This is a genomic window from Nocardia brasiliensis (assembly GCF_042691675.1).
Classification (GTDB): Bacteria; Actinomycetota; Actinomycetes; order Mycobacteriales; family Mycobacteriaceae; genus Nocardia; species Nocardia brasiliensis_D.
Genome location: NZ_CP170507.1, coordinates 4,000,934 through 4,023,493 on the forward strand (window position 1 = coordinate 4,000,934; position 22,560 = coordinate 4,023,493).

Sequence of the window (22,560 nt, forward strand, 5' to 3'; positions counted from 1 at the left end):
GGTGATACTCGGCCGATGACAAAGATGTCGCGATCGAGGTCGGGCCGTGCCGCGCAGCTCGGTGGTCTGGTCGGATCGGAAACGGTGAAATTCGCCGCGCATCGGACCGCCGATCTCGTCCGTCCCGATGCCAAGGCTGCCGAGGCCGAGCAGGCCCGCAACGCCATGCTGGCGGAGCGGTTGGTCGCTGTCCTCGGCAGTATGCGCGGTGTCTCGATGAAGCTCGGGCAGATGCTCTCGCTGATCGATCCCGGGTTCGTGCCGCCCGAACATCGCGAGTTCTTCCAATCGAGCATGGCGCGCCTGCAGGACCACGCCACCCCGGTGCCGTGGAGTCGAATGCGCACGCAGTTGGTGGCCGGGCTCGGTGCGGAACTGAGCACGGTGTTCGCCGAGTTCGACCAGGAGCCGGTGGCGGCGGCGTCGATCGGCCAGGTCTACAAGGCGCGCACGACCGATGGTCGGGCGGTGGCGGTCAAGGTGCAGTATCCGGGAATCGAAGCGGCGGTGCTGGCGGATCTGAAGAACCTGCGTACCATGCTGTCGGCGTTCAGGCTGCTGCGGCCGAAGTTGGACACGGCGTCGCTCGCCGACGAATTCGGGGTCAGGGTGCGGGAAGAGCTGGACTACCGGATCGAGGCCAGGCATACCCGGTTGCTGGCGGACGCTTATCGCGGCCATCCGTTCATTCGGATTCCCGATGTCCTGCAACCCTTGTCGAGTCAGCGTGTGATCGTGACCGAGTGGCTCGATGGACAGCCGCTGGGTTCGGCATACACCGCGCCGCAGACCGAGCGTGATCGGATCGCCGAGATCGTCTTTCGCTTCTACGGCGGTGCGCCATATCTGTTGCGCCACTACAGCGGTGACCCGCACCCGGGCAATGTGCTGCTGCTTGCCGACGGATCGGTGGGCTTCCTGGACTTCGGCCTGTGCAAGTCGGTCGACGCGGACACCGCGGAAGCCGAACTGGCCGCGCTGCGCGCGGGCATCACCGGTGATATCGCAAGGGTGGTGGAGTTGATGGAGATGCGGGGATTCGCAAGGGAATCCGATGTGTCGGCGGAGGCGGCCTACGGCGCCTTCATGCGGGTGTTCGGGTGGTATCTGTGCGACGAACGGGCGCGGATCACCCCGGATATCGCCAATGATTTGGCCGCGATGATCGGCTTCGGCAGCAGCAACTCCGGAGTCTCGTTGCGTCCGTACAACTTGCCTGCCGCGCACGCGCTGCGCGGCCGTGCCGAACTGCAGTTGGCGGCGATTCTCGGTCAGTTGCGTCCGTGCGTCAATCTGCACAGGATCGCCAGGGAGTGGATCTTCGACGCCGAGCCAGCGACGGAACTCGGTCGTGTCCAACGGGATTGGCATGAGCGTCACCGTGCCGGGATGGCGCCGTCCAGGCCGCCGACATCGGTGACCTGCCAGCCGGAGTTCCGGTCGACGGTGATGTGATAGGTGACGGTCGTGCGGGTGCCGGTAGGGGCTTGGGCGCTGGTCGAGTTGACGTCCAGGAAGACGTCGACCTGATAGATACCAGCGGATTCGGATTTCACCGCCGCGGCGATCGGTGTGGCGGTGGATGTCCAGCGCAGCGGCGTCAGTAGTTGTTGCAGGGCGGGCCCGGTACTGTCGAACTTGGTTGCCAGCGGTGCGGCGGTGCCGGTCTTGAGTTTGGTGAGCCAAGCCGGGAAGTTCTGATAGTCGATAGTGGCTGCGCCGACGGCATAGTCGGTGGCGACCTGCTCGGCATGGCGATTGTCGGCCGCAGCCGCGTCGCGGTGTCCGGCGCTGCGGTCGGCAGACCACCACAGCACGCCGAAGGTGGTCGTCGCCGCGATGAGTGCAACGACGACCAGCCCGCGCAGGGCTGTGCTCAGTGAGATCGATACGGTCGCGGTGCGTGGTGCTGGCATGGTGTGCTCCTTGACGGGCTATCGGACGGCGATCCGCAGGCGCGCTGCGCCGTCGCCGGTGCTGTTGAGGGCTTGGGTGATGAGCGCGCTGAGGTCGAGGCCGCGCAGGGAGCCGTTGGCGGTGGCGGCCAGCGGCGCGAGCATCGGGACGAACGGCTGTAATTCCGGGCCGATGCTGTCGAGGCGGCTGGAGAACTGATGAAGGAAGGGAACAAGGCCGGTGTCGGTCAGGTAGTCGTCGGGGAATCCGTTGCTGCGCATCAGCTTTTCGAGTGCGTCGACGACCTCGCGAACCTTGCCGCCGAAGCGTCCCCACTGTGGGCCGCCCGCCTCCAGCGAGGGGCCGAGCCATGCCATGTCGGCGCCGATCGTCTGCAGATCGATGAGCATCGTGCGCAGCTGTGGCAGCCTGGCGAGCAAGGTGGCCGCCAGCAAGTCGGTTGACCTTTTCAGTTGCGGCAGTGCGGCTTCGGTGCTGGACATGCCCTCGCTGAAGGTGTGCACCAGGTCCTGGACGAGTTGAGGATCGAGCTGGCCGAGGAGATCGGTTGCCGCAGTGGCCATGTCGGGGATCGAAAGGGGCAGTGCGACCTGGCGGGTGTCGATCCGCGCGCCGTCGGTGAGGTACGGCCCGCCGGTTCCGGTCGGAGCGAACTGTAGATAGGGTTCGCCCAGCGCGGACAGGTTCTCGATCCGCACCATGCTGCTGATCGGGATACGGTAGTTGTCGTCGACTTGCAGCGCGACGCGCACGGCGTGGTCGACGGTTTCGACGGCGGTGATTCGGCCAACCCGCACACCGGACAGTAATACCGGCGAGTTCGGTTGGAGCCCTCCGGAATTCGGCACGGTCAGGGTGGCGTGTGTGTGGTGCCGGAACCACTCCACCCGTACCACGCCGAAGGTGAGATAACTCGCGCCGAACACGAAGACGGCGGCGATCGCGCCGAGTGACACTATCGAACGCCACGTCATCGGACCGCTCCGACCATCCTCAGTACGGCGAGAACCGCCGCTATGCGTTCGTCCGGCGACAGCCTGCTCGCCGTCGGAACGGTCTGAATGTCAGCAATATTCACCTTCGGGCCCTGTTCTATGAATGGCAGGATGCGGTCCCGCAGCAGTGTCACGAGCCGGTTCAGATTCGAGGGGGCCGACACGTCGAGTGGGCGGCCGGTGAACATCAGCGGCAGCAGTGCTTCGGCCGCAACGTCGCCGGAGCGGGCCAGCGGCGTGAGCCAGGCGATCGCGCGGGCGAAATCGGCAATGGCGGGGAAGACGTCGAACAGGTGCACCAGGGCGGTGGTGGCGTCGGTGACCTGGCGGGCGCCGTCGGCGGAGAACAGTTCCGCGAGTTCGGCCGCGTTGCCGCGGATGGCGTCGATGTCGGCGTGGGCCGCGGCGGCGAATTCGTGAACCCGGTCCAGGTGTGTGGCGACGTCGGTGAGGTCGCCTGCCACAATGCCTGCCATCCGCGCGGTATCGCCAGGATCCTCGGGCAGTGCGGCGTTGATCTGGTTGACGATGTCCTGCATCCGGGAGATCGCGCCGCCGCGCACGAAGGTCGCCAGCCCCGCCATGGTGTCTTCGACCTGCATGGCGGGCCGGGTCTGCGCGATCGGGATGGTGCCGCCGTCCGCGAGGTTCGGGCCGATGCCGCTGGTGAGCGCGATGTAGATATCACCGAGAACCGTGTTCTGCCGGAGCTGGGCGGTGGTACCGGCGGGCAGCCGCGTGGACGTCGCGACATCAATGTCGGCGACGACATAGCCTGCAACGCCAGGAACCGGATCGACCAGGGTCAAGGCGGCGAGATTGCCGACTCGGACGCCGTCGGCGACGACATTGGCACGGGCTGGAAGGTTCAGCGCGTTCGCGAATTGAATGTGTATTCGATAGGTGGGTCCGGCAACAGTGCTGCCGGGCACGGGGATCGAGGACGGGTCGAAGCCGCAACCGCCGAGGGCGATCACTGCCGCCGCGACGGTGCCGAGTGCCGGGATCAGTCGGTATCGCGTGGTGCTCATCGTGCTCCTGCCGTGGCGATGAGTTGGGCCAGATTCAGCGACGAGACCGCGTCCGGGCCTGCACAGCGGCCGGGCGCGATCGCGTTCATCGCCGCACAGAGTTCGTCGGTAACCGGCTGCGGCAGTGTGATCGTCGGCGGCGCCCAAGTGAGCACGGGTTGTCCGTCCGGCCCTGCCGCGCGGACGAACGCATCGGTCAGCGCGGGGATGCGGGCGATGATCTGCTGAGCCGTCGCGGCGCGGCCTGCGAGAACGCGCACATACGGCACAGCCGCGTCGAGACCGCCGAGGATCGCGCCGCCGTACTGGCGGGTGATCTCGTTGGCCATGGGCAGGATCATCCGCAGGCTGTCGACCAATTCGGCGACGTGGGCGAAGATTTCATTGTTGATCTGCTCGAATACCCCGGGGAAGCGGGTGAGCACGTGCTGCAACTCGGCCCAGTTGGCGGAGATGCTGGCCGACAGTGAACTCAGCGCATCGATCAACTGACCGACCTGGGTGACGGCGGCGTCGGGGGAGCGCAGGACCGACCCGAGCTTCGTGATGATCTGGTCGGCCTGCCTGCCGGTTCCGGTGGTGGCTGTACGCAGTGCGGCGAGGGTTCGGCGGATCAGCTGCGGGTCGTCGGCCGTGCTGAGCTGACGGGCCAGATCGTTGGTGGCCTGCAGAGTTTCGGTGATGCTCTTCGGCGTCAGTGTGCGGGTAACGCACTGTATCGGATCCCAGCGGGCGGCGGTGGACTTGCCGGGCAGTACGGCCAGGTCCCGATCTGCGGCCAGGTTCGCCGATACCGTCGCCGCTGAAACATCGCCGTGCAGTGGGTACTTCGCGTCGATCTCGAAATCGACTCGGACCGTCGCATTCCCGGGCCGGACACTGACGACGGTGCCGACGACCACGCCGCGGACCCGCACGTGGCTGCCCGGATACAGGCCGATCGCGTCGGGCAGTTGCGCGCAGTAGCGCTGCGCGGGCGCGAGCGGGTCGGTGACGACCACATAGCCGACCATCGAAGCGAGGGCCGCGAAGAGCACCGCGATCGCCGACATGAAACCGCGAGAAGCGAACAGCCGGTGCATCTTCAGCACCCCTTACCCGGCAGTGGGAGGCAGAATATGGTGCCCGACTGGTCGAGGGTAACCCCGTTCTGCGCGGCGAGATCGACTGTTCGCGCGCTGAGATCGTCGATGGTGCCGAGCAATTCGTCCAGTCGCTCACCGAGCCGTTGCATTTCCGGCATGGCCTTGGCGAATTCGTCGACCAGCGGCTGGAGGGTGGTTCGGTAGGCGGGTTCGAGCGCCGCGATCCGGGATAGCAGCCGGATGGTCAGCGGCAGGGCGGTATTGATCTCATCGCGCTTGTCGATGAGGATCGTCTCCACCGCCCCGATACGGTTGACGAGACGGCCGATGGTGGATTTCGCGGCATCGACGGTGCCCAGGTATTCCTCGGCGGCCGATAGCGCCGCGGCCACGTCGCCACGCTGCTGATCGAGTAGATCGGCGATCGTGCGTATGGCGTCGCCGAGGCGCCGGATGACATCGGGATTGTCGGTGAGTGCCTGCTCGAGCGCGACGAAATTGCGGCGCAGGATCTCGCCGTTCGCCGCTCGCACCGGTCCGGCGGCATCCTGGAACACCTGCATCAAGCTGTACGGCAATCGCACCCGGTCAGCCGGGATCGTTTGCTGCCCAAGGGGTTTGTCCCCAGCCGGCAGCATGGCGAGATAGTGACCGCCGACGGCGGTGAGCATGCGCACCTCGAGGCTCGTATCCGCGCCGACGAACACCTCCCGTTCGATGCTGAACCGCATGCGAACCTGGTCGGCCAACAGCTCGATCGCGGTGACCGTGCCCACTGGAATGCCTGCCACCCTGACGTCGTCGCCGACCTGCACCGAGCCCGCCTCGACGAGCAGCGCGGTGTAGGTCGTCTTCCCGAACGGGACTACGTAAAGCACGCCACTGATCACCAATAGCGCTGCGACGAACAGTGCTCCGGCGATTCCCCAGCGCAGCTCGCGTCCTGGCGCGTCGCTGCCGGGAAGCCGGAATCGGGCGAACATCAGCGATGGCATACCGTGATCCTTTGTCCGGCAATAAGAATCGCCAGTGGGGCGGGCACCTGTGCAGTCCCGTTGCTGCAGAGGCTGGTAGCCGGGCCTGCCGCCGTGGCGTCGAGTGTTTGCAGCAGCGCGGGTAGCCGGGCCAGCACCTCGCGCGCGGTGTCCGGATCCGGTAGTGCGCTACGCAGCAGCCGGTCGAAGTCCGGGTTCTCGCCGGGGGTGAGCCCGAGGCGGGCCGCGAGGTTGTCGAGTGGTTCCAGCAGTGGCGGAATGGTTTCCGCGTAGTCGACGACGCCCTGCAGCTTCTGCTCCAGTGCGGTGAAGACATCGGCCAATCCGCCGATGATGGTGACCATGTGCGGGGAACGCCCTGACAGCACCTCCGACATCTCCCGCAGATTGCGGATCAGCGTGGAGATGACGGTCTGGCGATCGCTGACATAGCCGGCGAGCTGCTCCACCGCGTCGAGGGCCTGCCCGATACCGGAACCGTCGCCGTCGAGTACGGCGAGCATGCTTTCGGCGAAGTGGTTGACGGCCTCGGGGGAGACCTCGCTCAGCAACGGTTGCAGTCCGTTGAACAAGGCGGTGATGTCGAAGGACGGGATCGTGTGGTCGGTGCTGATCGTGGTTTCGGCAGCGAGCGCGGCACCGACCTGTGCGGGCTGGCGGACGTCGAGGTAGCGCTGACCGGCGAGGGTTTGATAGCGGATGGCCAGGGTGACGCCCTGGTACATCGGGTGCGCGCGCTGCACGGTGAACCGGACTTTCGCTGTCGCGCCGTCCAGTGTCAGTGATTCGACCTTGCCGACGTGGATGCCGTACATGCGCACGTCGTCGCCGGTGTGCAAACCGCTCGCGTCGGTGAACGCCGCGGTGTAGGTGTCCATCGCGCCGGACACCGGGCGCCGGATCACCTGCACGATCAATACCAGCAGTACCGCCATCACAGCCGCGAAAAGCACGGTACGCCAGGCGAATCGGAGAGTGGATTTCATCGGCCGCCCGTCCCGCCCAACAGCGGTACGGCCACTGCGGGCACATCACGGAGTGCCACTTCGATATTCAACACCGGTCCGTTCGGGGTATCGGTGAACGAGTCATCGATGCGTTCGAACAGCTGACGCAGCTCGGCGCCGGACCGCTGCGGGGTGGGCACAGTGGCGGCGATGGCATGCAGCAGTGGGGCAAGCAGATCCGCGTAGGCGCCGAGTTGGCGTTGCGCGGCGGCACCGGCGCCGGTGGCGGTCGGGACGATGTCGTCGGTGATCACGTCCACCGAGGAATCGAACAGTGCACGGTCGTCGCGCAGCACCGGGATATGGGAAATGTTGTCGAGCAGCGTGGCGCTGCCGTCGATCAGCGAGGCCAACCCCTGTAGCGCCGACGCGTATTGCCCGATGAGAAAGGACGGCGCGTGCTGCTGGGTATCGGCCAACGTGCGGGTCAGTGCCACGATCGTCTGGAGTAGCGGTGCGACCGCGTTCAACTCGGTGCTCATGCGGGCCAGCGATTCCGTGAGCTCCGGTGTGAGGATCTGACCGGAGGTCGTCGCGAGTTGTTCCAGCAGTCGGCTCATGGTCGCGTCGGTGACCCGGCCCGCACCGGACAGGTCGATGACGGCGCCGTCGCGTAACGGTCGGCCGCCTGCCTTGGGCCGCAACATGACCTCGCTGATGCCGAAGAGATTGCCTGGCGCATAGTCCATTCCGAGCGTGTCGGTGAGATCGCCTGCCGCGGCGGCGTCCACTGCCATCGTGAGCCGCACTCGCCCGGGTGCGGTGCTGTCGATCCGTTCGACGTGACCGACCGGAACACCGTCGAGCCCGACCGGTGAGCCACTGCTGATGCCTGCGCCGATCTGCGCGGTCAGCACCTGGATGCGGACCCGGCCGTCGGAGCGGGTGTGCTGAAGGCACAGTGTTCCCGCGGCGACAACGGCCGCGACAACGAGTGTGGCGATGCCGCGACGATAGGCGGTGCGGCGATCGGTGGCCGCGCCCGGCATTCCGTATCTCGGCATCAGCTCACCCCGTGAATCGGATCGATGAGTCGGGGCCCCACAGCAGGATGGTCAGCACCATGTCCAGCGCGATGATCGTGACGAAGCTGGCGCGCACCGCACGTCCGGCGGCGACGCCGACTCCCTCGGGGCCGCCTGCGGCGAAAAACCCTTGGTAGCAGTGGATCAGGATGATCGCGATGACGAAGACCAACACCTTGACGACAGCGCCGATCATGTCCCAGCCCGCGACGAACTGGAAGAAGTAGTGGTAGTAGACGCCGCTGGATTGGCCGTGCACGACGACCACGACCGTCGCGCAGCTCAGATAAGCCAAGATCAGCGCCACCAAAAAGGTAGGCACGATCGCTACCGCCCCGGCGAGCACCCGGGTGGTCACGACGAACGGAATCGACCGCAGCCCTAGGGATTCGATCGCATCGATCTCTTCCGAGATGCGCATCGCGCCGATTTCGGCGGTCATCCGGCAACCGGCCTGCGCGGCGAACCCGATGCCTGCCGCGATCGGTGCTAGTTCCCTGGTGTTGGCGAAGGAGGAGATGATCCCGGTCAGCGGGCCCATCCCCAGCAGGTCGAGGATCGAGAACGCTTCGATGCCGGTGCCGGCACCCATGACGATGCCGAGCACCATGAGCATCGGCACGGTGCCGCCGCCGACGATGATCGACCCCTTCCCCCACGTCATGTCGGTGATCAGCCGCACGGTCTCGGCACGATAGTGGCGCAGCGTGAAAGGGATCGAGCCGAACACCTGCCAGCCGAAATCCATGACGAAGCCCAGGCTTTCGACCGAGCGCGGGATCCTCGCACCGATGCGTAGAGTGCGATGCACCCACCGCATCGGGGCCGGCCGGTAACCGGACGCGGTCATGCCAGCCGCACCGGTAGGAACATGGCGACCAACTGGGTGATCACCAAGTCGACTACCGCGATGGACACCACCGACAAGACGACCGCGGCGTTGACGCCGTCGGCGACGCCGCGCGGACCGCCACGGGCCTCCAGCCCGCGCTGACAGGCGACGATTACCACGAGGAACCCGAAAAGCACCGACTTGCCCAACGACACCCACACGTCCGTCACCACGGCGAACGATCCGAAGGTGAGCCAGTAGCTGCCCGATGTCACGCCCTGCGCGGTGATCGCCACGATGTATCCGGCCGCGACGCCGACGAAGATGATCAGAATGTTCAGCAGTGGCGCCACCACGACCATGGCGACCATGCGGGGGATCACCAGTCGATGCACCGGGCTGATTCCCATCACCCGCAACGCGTCGATCTCGTCGCGGATGGTACGGGCGCCCAGGTCAGCGGCGATCGCCGACGCGCCTGCTCCGCCGAGTAGCAGCCCGGTTGCCATGGGCGCGCCTTGTTTGATCACGCCGAGTCCGCCGGCGGCGCCGATCAGCGAGTCCGCGCCGAGCTGATGGATCAAGTTGCCGACCTGTACCGAAACGATCACGCCGAACGGCACCGCCATCAGCACTGCGGGCACCGCGGTGACAGTGATCAGATACCAACTCTGCTGCCAGGTCTCCTGCCATTGGAAACGGCGGCGGGCCAGATCGGTACCCACCCCGCGGACCGACTCGACCGCCAGTTGCACGGAGCGGCCGTAGGTGCGCAGGCTCGCGACCATCGTGTCGGAGAAGTTCTTCCGGAGGACTCCGGCAGTGGATGTCCGCAGTGGTGCGGTCGATGCGGGTGGAACCATGCGTCTATCTCTTCTCGTCGTGCCCGACCAAGAGGGAATCGGCGGTAGCCGCGGGTTTCGAAGGAAGCTGGGCGTCAGCTAGAACAGTGAGACTGTAAGGCATATTTGTCCACCGTGTCTCCGGATTCATGAGATTGCTCGGCGGAGCGGTTGTCGCGTCTACCGGCTATGACATCACTTTTGTCTGGTCTAACCGGTTTGCCAAGGGGTCACGGGTGGGACTATTCCATTCTGCACCTTGACTCCCAGTGTTACAAATATATAGATTTGATTCACTGTCACGGACGGCGCTACGACGGATCGGCTCGATTCGATCAGCGCCGTCTGTCTCTCGAAAGGTCACCGATGAGGACGCTGCACGATCTCGGTCCATCTCCTGAGCACGCCCGCTACCAGCCCCTGCTGCCTGAGTTCTGGAAGAAGGTCGAGCAACAGGAGGCCGAGGCGCTCGAGCGCGGATACCCGATCAAGGGTGCGCTGGAATTCGGTAAAGCCTGGTTCGACGCCTGGGCCAGTCAGAGCGTGCACAAGTTGCGCGAATGCATGGCCCCTGACTGCGATTTCATCGACAGTACGACCTTCCAGAACATCCGCATCGGCCGCGAGGAGACCCTCGCCAACTGTGCTGCTTGCTTCGAAGCCTTCCCCGACATGGCGTTCTACCCGCAGGACGACAGTCTGCGGTCACTGCCGTATGGCGACTATTCGCACGGTCAACTGCGCATGGCGATTCCGTGGCGTGGCATCGCGCGCTGGACCGGGCCGATGCGGTTGCCCGGCACCGACATCGTGTTCCCGCCGACCGGGCGTTGCCTCAACTTCATCGGCGTGGACCGCTACCTGCTCACCGACGATTTCAAGATCACGCACATCGACACCGACTGGGACCTGCTCTATATGGGAGTCCAATTGTCCCCGTTGGGTATTCGGACGCCACGGCTCGGTTATCTGAAGGCCGCGGCGCTGGCGGCGCAGGCATTCGTGCCGCTGGTGCGCCGCATCGGCAGTGCCGGGATCGACGCTCATCGCTGTTTCGATGTGCCCCTGCCCAGTATCACCCGCCTCGATGATCGGCGCGGTGGGCGCACCGGCACGGAGGTCTTCGAATGACGGCCGACGAGCACGCCGGTGCTGTCCCGGCGCACGCCGCCCGCACGCAGGAAAACACCCTATTCCCAGGGGTTGTCGGCAAGCCTGCCGCAGTGCTGCGCCGCCGGCGCAGGCTGAGTACGCTCGGTCGATCCATCGACCCCGCGCTCCCCGGGCCGAAAGGGCGTCCGGTGCTCGGGGTGTTGCCTGAATTCCGCAGGGACCCTTTCGAATCCGTACGGGGTTGGGCGCGCGAGTACGGTGACATCTTCCATGTGCCGCTGCCGCTGTGGAACCTGGTCATGGTCAACCATCCCGATCTGATCAACGAGGTAATGAACAACCGCGAGGGCCTGTACAGCATGATCGGGCCCGGCGAGCGGCCGGTGGCGGCAACCATCGGTGCGGCGCTGCCGATGATGGAGGGGGACCGGTTCCGCAAGCGGCGCCGAATGCTGACACCGATGTTCGGGCGTAAACACTTGGCGCGCATCGCCGACACCATCGTCGACGAGTTCACCCGCCGCATCGAACGCTGGGATCGGTACGCCGACACCGGCGAGATCGTCGATCTGCAGCACGAAATCGCGCAGGTGACGCTGCCAGCGTTCCTGCGGGCCATGTACTCCACTCACCTGACCGACGATCAACTCACCCAGGTCGATGCGGACATCCGATTTCTGATGCGGACCGTCGCCGCAGGCGCCCTGTTGTCGAATCCACCGAACCCGCTACCGATCCCGGGCACCGAGAACCTTCCGATGGCGGCCTGGCGGATCACTCGCCTGGTGAATCGGCTCATCGACGAACGTGCGGCACGTCCGACCGAGGAGACAGATCTGCTCGGACTGTTGATCGATAGTCGCTACGAAGACGGCACCGCGCTCAGTCGTCGCGATCTGCGGGCTGAATTGATCGTGCTGATGGGCGGCGGCTACGAGACCGTGGTCGCTTCGCTGTCCCATACGCTCGCCCATCTGTGTATCAATCCGGAACCGGCACAACGGCTCTACGATGAGATCGACGAACTCGACGGCGCGGTGCCGACCTTGACCGATCTCGGCAGGCTCGCCTGGGCGAGGGCCTGCTTCGACGAGGGGCAGCGTCTCCAAGGGCACCCGATGAACCCGCGGCTGACCATGCGCGACGCCGAACTCGGCGGATTCCAGATCCCGCGTGGCACTTTGGTCGGCACTCCGGTGTACACCGTGCATCGCGACGAACGCTGGTGGCGGGACCCCGACAGCTACGACCCGACCCGGTTCACCGACGCATCACATTCGCGGCCGAACAATGCGTTCATTCCCTTCGGTGCCGGACCACATCACTGCATCGGTTCCGGCATGGCCTATATGAATGCCCAGTTCCTCCTCACCTTGATCTTCCAGCGCTACCGGTTGCAGACCCGACCCGGATGGCGGCCCCGGCATGCGTCCACGTTCTCTATCACCCTCGATGGCGGGCTGCCGGTACGGATCCAGCGCGTCCGCGGCGCGACATGAAATCGCCTATGTCGAGGGAGATACCACTATGAGTCCGACCCGGGTCGACGTCGATCAAGAGATCTGTCAGTCGGCAGGCTATTGCGTGCGTAGTGCGCCGCAGATCTTCGCCATGGGTGACGACGGCATCGTCGCGCTCCGCGACGGTGCGCGGTTGACGGCGGGACCGGTCGACGTGCCCGACGATCAGGCCGAGTTGGCTGATCGTGCGGCGTGGGATTGTCCAGCCGCAGCTATCAACCTCACATCGTCCTCATGATTTCAACCGACACCGTTGAGTGGATACGGCATTCGCTCTTCTGATGGGATCTCATGTTCAACGCCCTGTTCCCGGAGGTTTTCCTCGCGCCACCGATCGCCGAGGTCGCCCAGCACCGCCTGGTCCCGCTTGTCCTTTCGGCACTCTTCGCGATACTCGCGTTGGTCGTCGGCGTGATCTACACGCGGACGACGAGGAGTCCATTGTTCCTCTGGGCTGCTGTCTCGGGTCTCGCACTGTATCCGTTCTTCGTCGAACCGATCGGTGACCATTTCGTCGCAGTCTGGTACCCGGACAACCACTACGTCGCCGCGACGATGTTCGACCGGCCGATGCCCTGGTTCGTCGTACTGTTCTACGCCGCCGGCATTCCGGTCGTGACGGTCGCCGCCTATGAGATAGCACGGCGTGGACTGCCCGCTCGAATGTTGCTCGGCCTGGTCCTTGTGGTAACCGTGCTGGAACTACCGGCGGAAGTGCTCGGCAATCACTTCCACTGGATGGTCTACTACGGCAACCACGCCACCATTCTGAACCTGCCGATCTACTGCATTCCGCAGAACGCCGGCATGTTCGCCGTGGTCGCTTGGGTATTGGCCTGGCTGCTACCCCACGTTCGCGGCTGGCGCTGGATTGTCGTGCCGTTCGCGCTTGCCGCGACACTGCCGATCTTCGCGCTGGTGGCCACCTTCCCGGCGTACATCGCCATCGCCGTGGGTGCGGGCCCGCTCGCCGGTTGGGCCGCCGGAATTCTGGCGACTGTGCTCAATGCCGCTGTCGTAGTCGCCTGCATCTATTCACCTGCGCTGCAACGACTTCGGCAGGCCGCCGCCGTACGCGGCCAGCTCGCGCAGTCCGGGTGAAGTCGTGGATCGAACTCCCTGTCCGTCAACCGAAATGAGATCACAATGAACCAGCTACTGGCAGGCAACTGGACGCCGCCACCGGTAACCGAAGCCGGTCCGCTGGCCGCATGGCTGTTGCTGGGTGTGGCCGTCGCGTCGATCATCGGCAGCCTTGTCTACGCGGCTGGGCTCGCACTGCTGCGCGACAAGGAGAACTCGCAACTGTTCTGGCTCACCACCTTCGGCGCCCTGTTCGTCTTCTCCTTCTACGTCGAGCCGTGGATGGACGTCATCGGCGCCACCACCTACATGACGAACGTTTTCGACCCGGTCGTCACGATCGTCGACCGCCCGATCCCGTGGCACGTGGTTACCGCCTATGTCGGCGGCATCGGAGTAGCGACAATGGGCGCCTATCTACTCATCAAGAACGGCCGCCCGGCCCGGGACCTATTTGCTTGGGCCGCTTTCATTTCCATCACCGAGTGCGTCGGCGAGATGATCAGCTGCCACTACGGCGTGATGCTCTACTACGACAACAAGGCCCTCGTCTTCGGCGTCCCACTCCCGAGCCTGGTCCAAAACGGTGGCATGTTCGTCCTCATCGGCTGGGCCATGATCAACATCCTGCCGTCTCTGAACGGCTGGCAACGTGTCCTCGTCGTTCCCTTCATCGCCCCGATGGTCTATCTCGCCTACACCCTCCTGTGCACGCTCCCCAGCTACTACGCCATCCACAACAACGCCTCCCCATCCCTGTCCTGGGCCTTGGCAGTCATCTCCACCGCCCTCAACCTCGGAGCGGTCCTCGCCGCCGCCTATGCCCCGAGCGTGAAACGTCTACGGGACAAGACATCTCAGGCCGCCGCACAACACCCGACCCGACCACCTGTCGAGGTCCGCGCCTGATACGGCGAAACGGCACTCCGCTGGTCCAATAAGGCCCAATCTGGAGCGATGTTCTCTGGCGCAGTAGGTGTGCGTGTTGGTCGTCGTCTCTATGAGCTGTTCGAACTCGGTGCGGGTCGGCTCGTCGATATGGCGGTCGGGCCAGCGACGCACCAGATGTTTCCAGTAGGACATGTACCCGTTGCGGGTGGTGGTGTCGGCCGCCAGGAACACCCGGTCTCCGGCTTCGAGGCGTGCTGCGTGTCGCAGGCCAGCCGGAAGCCACGGGTGGCCGCGCCCGGAAACATGAACGCCCCGCACCCCGGCGCGGGGGATGACAACGATCCCGTTGCGGACCCGCCAGCACGGCCGATCGCCGTTCTTCCATCCGAGTGCGTCGACGACGAAGCGGTCGAGTCCCGACCGTTCAGATCGAGCGAGCGAACACCGAATACCGAGGTCAACCCGCCCGACTGGCGGGACACCAGGATCGGTGCCAGGGGACGGCCTGCCGGGCCGACACCGGCCGACCTTGCCAGTCCCGGCAGTGTCGACGGGACAATCGCAGCGATATCAGCCATGACCACCGTCGGCGCTCCGGGCGCAGCTACTCCGACGACGGCCCAACGACCGTCGCACAAACACCGTAAAGCACACGTATACCAGCAAACTCGCTGGAGTAAGGTGTTTGGATGCCCGAAGAAGCGCATCCCACTTCTGCGGTGCGTGTCGATCCGGTCGTCATGCCCGGCACCACCGCAACCGCAGGGGACTCCGCCCTCGACCTGCTGTCGTTGGCGAACCAGTTGTGTTTCGCCCTGTATTCGACGTCGCGCTCGATGACCGCGGCCTATCGGCCCTATCTCGAGGCGATGCAGATCACGTATCCGCAGTACCTCGCCCTGCTCGCGCTGTGGGAACGGCCCGGGATGACGATGAAGGAGCTGGGCGAGCAACTGCGCCTGGACTACGGCACCGTCTCGCCGCTGATCCAACGGCTGCAGGCGCACGGTTTCGTGGAAAGCGTACGCAGCGCGCACGACCGGCGCTCGGTGGAACTCCGCGCGACCTCAGCGGGCATCGCCCTGCAACGTCAGGCCAGGGAGATGATCGAGTCGGTGCTGGCCGCGGTCGGCTGCCCGATCGATGACCTGGTCGCCCTACGCGATCAGGTCAATGCTCTCGGCGAGCGCCTGGACGCGATCGCGGGCGAGCGGCGGGAACGTTAGGCGTCGAGCACCTTGATCTGTCGCTGCACCACCGGCGGCTCGGTCGACCACGGGAAGTTGATCCAGCGATCGGTGTGCTTCCAGACGTATTCGCAGTCCACCTCCGAGCGCGGCTTCTGATAGATCACCGCACAGCGCACCTCGGCGACATGGTGCTCGCAGAAGTCGCGCACCAGCTCGAGAGTGGCACCGGTATCGGCGACATCGTCGGCGACCAGGACGGTGGCGCCTGCCAGGTCCACCTTCTGCGGCACCGGCGGCAACATCACCGGCATGTCGAGGCGCTGGTCGATGCCGGTGTAGAACTCGACATTCATCACGTGCAGGTTCTTCACGTCCAGCGCGTAACCGAGCGCGCCCGCCACGAACAACCCGCCGCGCGCGATCGACAGGATCAGATCGGGCTCGAACCCGTCGTCCGCGATCGTGGTCGCCAACTCCCGACTCGCCGATCCGAACAACTCCCAGCTCAGCACTTCCCGATCCGCCATGGACCCTCTCTCCCTCGATTGCGACTGCGCACAGAGCATACGAGCAGCCGGCGCTGTGCCCGCCCTCACGTGCCATGTCGACGCTGCGCGGCGAGCTCGTGGCCCGGTGAGCGCATATTCCCACAGGGAGCGGAATTAAACCTGAATAACCCGTGGGCGCGATTCGCCGGGATCACATTTGGGAGAGTTTCTTTCCGGCTTTTCGGTGTGGCCGCGACACCCGGTGTGAAATCGAACAAAGCGCCGCGCCATTCCGCTACGGTCGCGCTATCGCCTGTTACCTCGAACCATTTCGGCCGCGTCGAACCGCACCGCAACGGTGCCTGCGCGTACCGCGGCCAATGGACCGAAACCGTACAGAATGGGGATTGTCATGCGCATCAATCCGGCCCGGATCGCCGCCCTCGCAATCATCTTCGTTTCGGCGGCGGCCGGTCTCACCCTCGCCTCGGTCGCCAACGCCGACGAGCCGTGGACCTACGTCTGTGACGACATCGAGGAGCCCGAGGAGGTCGGCGCGAAAGGCGCGGGAAACTGTCAAGCGCAAAATGGCGCTCCCGAAGCCGGGCCGATAAAACAGAAATTCAAGCTCCACCAGCGGGGTGTCGAACCGAAGCCCGGGATTGTCGCCGTCTGTGAAGGCGAGTCCGATGACGCCTTCGGTGCGGCGAACCTTCCGGAAAAAGTCGATGGATTCGGTTGCTACGTCTATGAAATGAGCTGAGAGCCGAGGTTGCTCAGCGTTTCCATGAGTCCTTGAAGCTCCGTATCGCACCAATTCCGGAAGCAGACAGATCGGGCCACGGCGGTCGGCGGAAAATCGCGAGCGTGAAGATCACCGCCGCCGCCAACCCGATGAACTCGCCGAACAACGCCAAGCGGTTGGTGTCGACCGCGGCCTCCCAGTGCACCTTGCCGTCGTGGATAACGAAGATCCCCAACGGCGACGCCGCGAACGGCCCACCCCCTGCCCGGGTGACCGTAATGACGGTGGACCCATCAGCCGTCTCGAACGGTTCACCGAAGACGCGCAAGCTGCCCACGTCCGGCCCGATCCGCCGCACACCGCTACCGATAGTCATACTCCCCGCTCCCTCTACCCGCCCACTGGCCTACACCGTACCGCCGAAGCTCATCGAACGGGACATGGTTGCGGCGAACCGCGAGTAGCGCCACGGTGATGTCCCGTTCGACGAGTTTCAGGGCCGGAGGCGGTGGCTGTCTCGGGGGAAGAGGGTTGCGCGGCGGATGTTGTCGGCTTCGATCAAGCGGGCGACCCAGCGTTCCAGGCCGATGGCGAAGCCGCCGTGCGGTGGCATGCCGTGGCGCATGGCCTCGAGGTAGGGGGCGTATTCGGCGGGGTCTTCGCCGCGGGACGCCAGCGCCGCGAGGTAGTCGGCGTGGTTGTGCAGGCGCTGGCCGCCGGTGACGAGTTCGAGGCCGCGGAAGAGGAGATCGAAGGAGTTCGTCCACTGCGGGTCGCTCGGTTGCGGGTGGGTATAGAAGGGACGCTTCGCCGCCGGATAGCCCTCTACCGCAAGGAAATCCGAGTCGAACCGCGACTTCGCCCACTCGCCGAGGAAGCGTTCGTGCTCGGGTGCGAGGTCGGGTTCGGTCGGTGCCGCGCCGACGAGTTCGAGGGCTTCCCGAAAGTGGATGACCGGGATCTGCTCCGGTATCGACGGCAGCTGCGCGCCCACGATTTCCACTGCGGCTCCGGCGTTTTCGCTGATCGTGTCGACCATCGCGGCGAGCGTGGCACGCAGTTGCGCGAGCACGTCGCGATGGTCGCGGATGAAGCCGAATTCGACGTCCAGGGACACGTATTCGGCAAGGTGCCGGGCGGTGTCGTGGGGTTCGGCCCGAAAGACCGGGCCGACTTCGTAGACCCGCTCGAAAACGCCGGTGAGGATCTGCTTGTACAGCTGCGGTGATTGGGCGAGATACGCGGTCGCGCCGAAGTAATCCAGCGGGAACACGTTCGCGCCGGATTCGGTGGACTGGCCGACGATCTTGGGCGTCGTGACTTCGGTGAATCCCGCGCCGTCCAGGTGACGACGGAAGCCGGTCAGCGAGGCGGCGGCGATCTGCCACACCGCCTGGCGGGTGGGGTGGCGCCAGGTGATCGCGGCATGGTCGAGTGCGGTGGGCAGGGTGACGCCGAGCGCAGGACGCCACAGTTCGATGGGTGGTGGCTCGGTCGGTGCGGTCAGCGGCTGCACCGTCGGATCGACGATCTCGACGCCGCCGGGTGCCTTTTCGCTGCCGATCGGCGTACCGGTCACGCGGACGACGGTTTCCTCCGGCAGCGCCGAAACCTGTTCGCGCACCACGGGATCGGTCACCACTACCTGAGCAAGACCGGATCTGTCGCGGACCACGACGAACGTGACGGTCGCGAGTTGTCTGCGCCGGTGTATCCATCCCTCGACGGTCACCGATCCGGTCCGCGCGCGAGTCGCCGGTAGGGCCGAACACAGTGTGCGTGACATCAGCTTCACCTCCTGGTTGCTATCCCCGGGAGGTGTGGGCGATCGGGTCTGTCGCGGTGCCACCACACCTTCGCAGCGCGATGCTCGCTGCCTCTACTGGTCGATTTCTCAGTCGGTGACCGGCCGACGCGGCTCGGAGTTCGTCACGCTCGTCATCGCCACGTTCTTTATCGTAGTTGGTTGAATCGACGACGCCAGCGATTAAAGTCGCGCGCCCTACGGCCGGCTTTCCGCCCCGTGCGCCGACGACATGGCGGTGACGAGTCCGTTCTCGTCGAACGCGATAGCGACCTCGATACCCGGACCCGCGAGGAAGAGTTTCGAACTGTCCTCGTTGAAGGTCGGGTTCAGCCCGCGCTGCATCCCGTAGCTGTGTATCGCGCGCTTGTGATCGGGCAGGCCGAGCCGAAAGACGCCATTCAGCACGTGTGTTGTCCGCGGCAGATCGGGGGCCGGCGGGACGAGGTCGGGGTGTTCGATCAACGCCGCGAGCCGGGTACCACCCCCGACATCGCAGCTGTACCAAGTCCAGCTGCCGGACACCGCTTTGGCCAGCTCGCCCATCAGCCAAGTGACCCGATCGGGCTCGGTCGGTGCGCCCGGCAAGTCGGCGAACGCGACCTCAGCCGAGTGCAATGCCGAAATCCCATGCCGCAGGCCGTAATCCCGGACAGACCGGGCCAACTCGGTGACTTCGGGCGGATACCAATCATTGTTCGCCCAACTCCACAGCCAACTCTGCGGCCCTGGCGCGGCCGTCCCGAGAACATGGAACCTCGTGCACGACATCGGATGGTCCCCGAAGAACTCGAACCGCGGCGGCTCATAACTCACCTGCCACCGATGCTCACCCAACACCGCGATACTGTGCTCCTGATGTTCGAAAGACATTAATGCCGCATCGTCGAGCAACTGTTCAACCGTGGGTGATTCGTCGTGCAGATAACCGTTCACAAGCCCTAATCCTGGTCGATCCGCACACCTCCCACACCCCCCTAGAAATAAGGTCCATTGAGTTCGTGGGGATCGGGTAGAGCCCCCGTCTCAGACCACGTCGTTCCAGAGATGCAATTCGTCGGCGCGAGGGTTGAGGACGAGCTGGGAGCGCGGGGTGTTGAAGGTCATTACCGGTCGGCTGCCGAGGTCGTATGGAGCCCAGCATGGGGTGCGGCCGTGGGCGAAATCGACCCAGATGTGGTGCATTTCGGACGCGAGGGTTTGCGGTGGCGTATCCGTACCGGTCATCATCGACGTTCCCTTGGCGGTGAGTGTGTCGAAGACGAAGGGGAGTTCGAGGGCGTGGCAAGCGCGTAGGTCCAGATGTTTTGTGGGCCATGCGAATTCGTAGAAGTGGGCGGTGCCGCCGGTCGCTTCGGCCAAGCGGGTGGCCGGGACGCGGAAAGCCCAGTCGGTGAGGATGGCCGCGAAGATGTCACCGGGGGTGGCAGCGGGGCGGTTCGCCGCATAGGTGTCGGCGATCCCTGGGTCGAGCCCGCGGGCGGTGAGCTGCTCGGTGAGTGCTTCCGCGGTGAGGGCGGTGGTGAGTCCGGCGGGGGCGGTGAAGAGGCGGAACTCGTCCGCGGTGCTGCCGATGATGAGGGGGATTTCCCGGGCTGCGCCTCCGGCGATGGCGTCTATCGGGCGCTGGGTGAGGGTGTGTCCGTCGATGCTGGGCATGAACGGCATGAGGCCGAGGGCCGCGGCGATGATCGATCTGCCCCAGCGGTCCGGATTCTGTTGAAGGATGAAGTCGCGCACCAGGTTACGTTCCGCATCGAGTAGCGCGGGAATGGTGGCGGTATCGGGACTTGTCTCGAGTCGACTCGCGAAATCAGCGGCGACCAGGCGTGCGTCTTCCAGGTTGCAGGCGACGGTTCCGCTGCCGCTCTGGATGATTGCACGCCGGAACAAATCCGTCGCCAAAGGTGAAGCCAGCAAGGCGGCGACGCTCATCGCGCCCGCGGATTCACCGAAGAGGGTGACCTGATCGGGGTCGCCGCCGAAAAACGCGATGTTCTCGCGGACCCAATGCAGGGCGGCGATCTGGTCGAGGAGCCCGCGGTTGGGCCGGGTGTCGTCCAGGGCCGCGAATCCGATGGCGCCGAAGCGGTAATTGATGCTCACCAGAACGACGCCGTCGCGCGCGAAGGCATGGCCGTCGTAGACCGAGACGGCATTGGAGCCGACGCGGTATGCGCCGCCGTGGATCCAGACCATGACCGGTAGGCCCGACGCGCCGGGGTCGGGGGTCCATACGTTCAGGTTGAGGAATTCCGGGCCGTCGATGATGGGGTTGTGCAGGATCGACCGCAACGGTTCCGGATACCCCAGCTGTGGTGCGGTCGGGCCGTATCGGGTCGCATCACGCTCATCGTCCCAGCTGGGAGCCGGACCGGGAGCTCGGAACAGTGCCGCACCCGACGGTGCGGCCGCATACGGGATTCCGAGGAAGGCGCCCACCGAACCGGTGACGGTGCCGCGGACCTTGCCCTGCGGTAGGGCCACTACTGACGCGTGCATCCCGGCTCCTCACCTCGCTGACGACCCCTTGAACGTCTCACACCCGGGTAGCTCACTAAGGTGAAATGGTGCGGATCTTTCTGGCCGGGGCGACCGGCGTCATCGGAACACGATTGGTGCCGCTACTGGTCGCGGCGGGCCACGAGGTTGCGGGGATGACCCGTTCGGCGAGCAAAGCGGAGCGGGTGCGCGCCGCGGGCGCCGAACCGGTGGTCTGCGACGTGTACGACCTGGACGCGCTGACCGCCGCCGTCGTGGCTTTCCGCCCCGACCTGGTGATGCACCAGCTCACCGACCTCCCCGACGATGCCGCCCTGCTTCCGGAGCTGGCGAGCGCGAACGCGCGCATCCGCACCGAGGGCACCCGCAATCTAGTCGCCGCGGCCCGCGCCGCCGGTGCGAAACGCTTTCTCGCCCAGAGCATCGCCTGGGAACCGGCGGGCGGGCGCGGTCAGGTCATCCGGGACCATGAAGCCGCCGTCCTCGACATCGACGGCGTGGTCGTCAAGTACGGCCAGTTCTACGGCCCGGGAACCTATTACGAAGACGAACTTCCGACGCATCCGCGCGTCCACGTCGACGACGCTGCGGCCCAAACGATTCCGCTGCTGGAGGCATCGAGCGGTGTCGTGATCCTCGCCGACACGGCGTAAGGAACTCCGCCGTGGCGCAGGATCAGCCCTGCGCCTCAGCGGTTTTGGCGAACACCTCGAGAATGGTGCTGTAGCCGCCACCCTGCTCGACGATGGTGTCGTGCACGGCCTGGCCCGCCACGAGCCGATCCAAATGGCGGTGCTCGAGGGTAACGCTGGTCTGCTCCGGTCCGTCAGCGGTGAAGCGGAACTCGATCTCACTGGCGTGGGCCGGGTCCGGGTCGAACTGCCAGTAGCCATTGATCTGCCAGGTCACCAGAATTCGGTTCGGCGGCTCCCACTCCAGCACCCGCCCCCAATCGCATTCACTGCCGTCGACACCGACCTCATACCAGCGCCCGCCGACCTGGGGTTCGAGAATCGCATCGGCCATCTCGGCTTGCCCGATGTGATAGGCGGACGGCCACCAGCTGCCGAAGGATCCGGTGAAGAACGCGAACGCCTTCTCCACCGACATCGCCACGGTCGCTTTGCCTTGCAGTATTGGCAGGGGAGTGGGTGTGCTCATGAATGCTGCTCCTGTTCGGGATCGGTCGCCGCCACGTCGGCGGCCTTCTGAAAAGCGGTCAACGCGTCATCCCAGATTCGCTGGAAATACGCTTGAATCGCGGCGACACCGTCTGGATTCAGTCGGTAGATGCGCCGCGTGCCTTGGGCTGTGGCCACTACCAGCCCACCGTCGCGCAGCACCCGAAGATGCTGCGAGACCGCTTGCCGAGTGATCGGCAGCCGCTCGGCCAGCTCACCTACCGAGCAGGGTTCGCGGGCCAGCAGCTCGAAGATCGCTTGACGGGTCGGATCACCGAGAATCGTCAGATCGACATCTCTGAAAGCAGCCACGT

At 65.3% G+C, this 22,560-nt stretch carries 25 protein-coding genes; 9 read left to right on the top strand and 16 right to left on the bottom strand.

The window, feature by feature from the left end; genetic code table 11:
• The first annotated feature begins 15 nt into the window (after window positions 1–15).
• On the top strand, window positions 16–1,455 hold the full coding sequence (locus tag ACFK0J_RS18450) for an ABC1 kinase family protein (protein WP_378741908.1): 1,440 nt from the start codon (window positions 16–18) through the stop codon (window positions 1,453–1,455).
• On the opposite strand, the gene ACFK0J_RS18455 is transcribed toward ACFK0J_RS18450, so the two are convergent.
• From ACFK0J_RS18455 to ACFK0J_RS18495, 9 genes are read right to left on the bottom strand one after another with little or no spacing between them, the layout of a single operon-like run.
• Entirely contained in the window at window positions 1,377–1,916 is a 540-nt protein-coding gene (locus ACFK0J_RS18455; protein ID WP_378741910.1) for a hypothetical protein, read from the bottom strand. The genes ACFK0J_RS18450 and ACFK0J_RS18455 overlap by 79 nt on opposite strands.
• An 18-nt stretch (window positions 1,917–1,934) precedes the next feature.
• Window positions 1,935–2,891 carry an MlaD family protein gene (locus ACFK0J_RS18460; protein ID WP_378741913.1) on the bottom strand — a complete coding sequence of 319 codons (957 nt, stop codon included), beginning with the start codon at window positions 2,889–2,891 and terminating at the stop codon, window positions 1,935–1,937.
• Window positions 2,888–3,943, bottom strand: coding sequence for an MlaD family protein (locus ACFK0J_RS18465; RefSeq protein WP_378741916.1), 1,056 nt, complete (start codon window positions 3,941–3,943; stop codon window positions 2,888–2,890). The genes ACFK0J_RS18460 and ACFK0J_RS18465 overlap by 4 nt, the downstream gene beginning before the upstream one ends.
• Entirely contained in the window at window positions 3,940–5,025 is a 1,086-nt protein-coding gene (locus ACFK0J_RS18470) for an MlaD family protein (RefSeq protein ID WP_378741918.1), read from the bottom strand. The genes ACFK0J_RS18465 and ACFK0J_RS18470 overlap by 4 nt, the downstream gene beginning before the upstream one ends.
• A 2-nt stretch (window positions 5,026–5,027) precedes the next feature.
• Window positions 5,028–6,023, bottom strand: coding sequence for an MlaD family protein (locus tag ACFK0J_RS18475; protein WP_378741921.1), 996 nt, complete (start codon window positions 6,021–6,023; stop codon window positions 5,028–5,030).
• Complete coding sequence (locus ACFK0J_RS18480) at window positions 6,011–7,009, bottom strand: MlaD family protein (RefSeq protein ID WP_378741923.1); 999 nt, start codon at window positions 7,007–7,009, stop codon at window positions 6,011–6,013. The genes ACFK0J_RS18475 and ACFK0J_RS18480 overlap by 13 nt, the downstream gene beginning before the upstream one ends.
• Window positions 7,006–8,034, bottom strand: coding sequence for an MlaD family protein (locus ACFK0J_RS18485; RefSeq protein ID WP_378741926.1), 1,029 nt, complete (start codon window positions 8,032–8,034; stop codon window positions 7,006–7,008). Before ACFK0J_RS18485 ends, ACFK0J_RS18480 begins: the two co-directional genes overlap by 4 nt.
• Before the next feature lie 4 nt (window positions 8,035–8,038).
• Window positions 8,039–8,905, bottom strand: coding sequence for an MlaE family ABC transporter permease (locus tag ACFK0J_RS18490; RefSeq protein ID WP_378741928.1), 867 nt, complete (start codon window positions 8,903–8,905; stop codon window positions 8,039–8,041).
• A complete protein-coding gene (locus ACFK0J_RS18495; protein ID WP_378741930.1) occupies window positions 8,902–9,750 on the bottom strand; it encodes an MlaE family ABC transporter permease in 849 nt (282 codons plus the stop codon). Before ACFK0J_RS18495 ends, ACFK0J_RS18490 begins: the two co-directional genes overlap by 4 nt.
• Window positions 9,751–10,095: 345 nt before the next feature.
• On the opposite strand from ACFK0J_RS18495, the gene ACFK0J_RS18500 reads away from it, so the two are divergent.
• The 6 genes from ACFK0J_RS18500 to ACFK0J_RS18525 all read left to right on the top strand — a co-directional run bounded on the left by ACFK0J_RS18500 (window position 10,096) and on the right by ACFK0J_RS18525 (window position 15,562).
• On the top strand, window positions 10,096–10,860 hold the full coding sequence (locus ACFK0J_RS18500; protein WP_378741932.1) for a nuclear transport factor 2 family protein: 765 nt from the start codon (window positions 10,096–10,098) through the stop codon (window positions 10,858–10,860).
• On the top strand, window positions 10,857–12,341 hold the full coding sequence (locus ACFK0J_RS18505) for a cytochrome P450 (protein ID WP_378741934.1): 1,485 nt from the start codon (window positions 10,857–10,859) through the stop codon (window positions 12,339–12,341). Before ACFK0J_RS18500 ends, ACFK0J_RS18505 begins: the two co-directional genes overlap by 4 nt.
• Before the next feature lie 28 nt (window positions 12,342–12,369).
• Window positions 12,370–12,600, top strand: a complete 231-nt coding sequence (locus ACFK0J_RS18510; RefSeq protein ID WP_378741936.1) for a ferredoxin — start codon at window positions 12,370–12,372, stop codon at window positions 12,598–12,600.
• A gap of 53 nt (window positions 12,601–12,653) precedes the next feature.
• Complete coding sequence (locus ACFK0J_RS18515) at window positions 12,654–13,463, top strand: hypothetical protein (protein ID WP_378741938.1); 810 nt, start codon at window positions 12,654–12,656, stop codon at window positions 13,461–13,463.
• Between the two features lie 45 nt (window positions 13,464–13,508).
• The gene (locus ACFK0J_RS18520) at window positions 13,509–14,354 is read left to right on the top strand and encodes a hypothetical protein (protein WP_378741940.1); all 846 of its coding nucleotides are present in this window, start codon (window positions 13,509–13,511) and stop codon (window positions 14,352–14,354) included.
• Window positions 14,355–15,025: 671 nt separating this feature from the next.
• Window positions 15,026–15,562: a MarR family winged helix-turn-helix transcriptional regulator gene (locus ACFK0J_RS18525; protein ID WP_378741942.1), complete on the top strand. Its 537-nt coding sequence runs from the start codon at window positions 15,026–15,028 to the stop codon at window positions 15,560–15,562.
• Here ACFK0J_RS18525 and ACFK0J_RS18530 read toward each other — a convergent pair.
• Window positions 15,559–16,053: a phosphoribosyltransferase gene (locus tag ACFK0J_RS18530; protein ID WP_378741944.1), complete on the bottom strand. Its 495-nt coding sequence runs from the start codon at window positions 16,051–16,053 to the stop codon at window positions 15,559–15,561. The two genes, ACFK0J_RS18525 and ACFK0J_RS18530, sit on opposite strands and share 4 nt — an antisense overlap.
• A 373-nt stretch (window positions 16,054–16,426) precedes the next feature.
• On the opposite strand from ACFK0J_RS18530, the gene ACFK0J_RS18535 reads away from it, so the two are divergent.
• Entirely contained in the window at window positions 16,427–16,777 is a 351-nt protein-coding gene (locus ACFK0J_RS18535; protein ID WP_378741946.1) for a hypothetical protein, read from the top strand.
• 13 nt (window positions 16,778–16,790) lie between these two features.
• On the opposite strand, the gene ACFK0J_RS18540 is transcribed toward ACFK0J_RS18535, so the two are convergent.
• The 4 genes from ACFK0J_RS18540 to ACFK0J_RS18555 all read right to left on the bottom strand — a co-directional run bounded on the left by ACFK0J_RS18540 (window position 16,791) and on the right by ACFK0J_RS18555 (window position 21,065).
• Complete coding sequence (locus ACFK0J_RS18540; protein WP_378741948.1) at window positions 16,791–17,135, bottom strand: hypothetical protein; 345 nt, start codon at window positions 17,133–17,135, stop codon at window positions 16,791–16,793.
• A 117-nt stretch (window positions 17,136–17,252) separates the two neighbouring features.
• On the bottom strand, window positions 17,253–18,545 hold the full coding sequence (aspS, locus tag ACFK0J_RS18545) for an aspartate--tRNA(Asn) ligase (protein WP_378741950.1): 1,293 nt from the start codon (window positions 18,543–18,545) through the stop codon (window positions 17,253–17,255).
• A gap of 216 nt (window positions 18,546–18,761) precedes the next feature.
• Window positions 18,762–19,499, bottom strand: coding sequence for a DUF6882 domain-containing protein (locus tag ACFK0J_RS18550; RefSeq protein ID WP_378741952.1), 738 nt, complete (start codon window positions 19,497–19,499; stop codon window positions 18,762–18,764).
• Window positions 19,500–19,589: 90 nt separating this feature from the next.
• Window positions 19,590–21,065 carry a carboxylesterase/lipase family protein gene (locus ACFK0J_RS18555; protein WP_378741954.1) on the bottom strand — a complete coding sequence of 492 codons (1,476 nt, stop codon included), beginning with the start codon at window positions 21,063–21,065 and terminating at the stop codon, window positions 19,590–19,592.
• A gap of 65 nt (window positions 21,066–21,130) precedes the next feature.
• Between ACFK0J_RS18555 and ACFK0J_RS18560 the strand changes: the two genes are divergently transcribed.
• Window positions 21,131–21,718: an NAD-dependent epimerase/dehydratase family protein gene (locus ACFK0J_RS18560; RefSeq protein WP_378741957.1), complete on the top strand. Its 588-nt coding sequence runs from the start codon at window positions 21,131–21,133 to the stop codon at window positions 21,716–21,718.
• A gap of 22 nt (window positions 21,719–21,740) precedes the next feature.
• Here the strand turns inward: ACFK0J_RS18560 and ACFK0J_RS18565 are convergent, their stop codons facing one another.
• Window positions 21,741–22,226 carry an SRPBCC family protein gene (locus tag ACFK0J_RS18565; RefSeq protein ID WP_378741959.1) on the bottom strand — a complete coding sequence of 162 codons (486 nt, stop codon included), beginning with the start codon at window positions 22,224–22,226 and terminating at the stop codon, window positions 21,741–21,743.
• The gene (locus ACFK0J_RS18570; protein WP_378741961.1) at window positions 22,223–22,558 is read right to left on the bottom strand and encodes an ArsR/SmtB family transcription factor; all 336 of its coding nucleotides are present in this window, start codon (window positions 22,556–22,558) and stop codon (window positions 22,223–22,225) included. Before ACFK0J_RS18570 ends, ACFK0J_RS18565 begins: the two co-directional genes overlap by 4 nt.
• Between the last annotated feature and the right edge of the window lie 2 nt (window positions 22,559–22,560).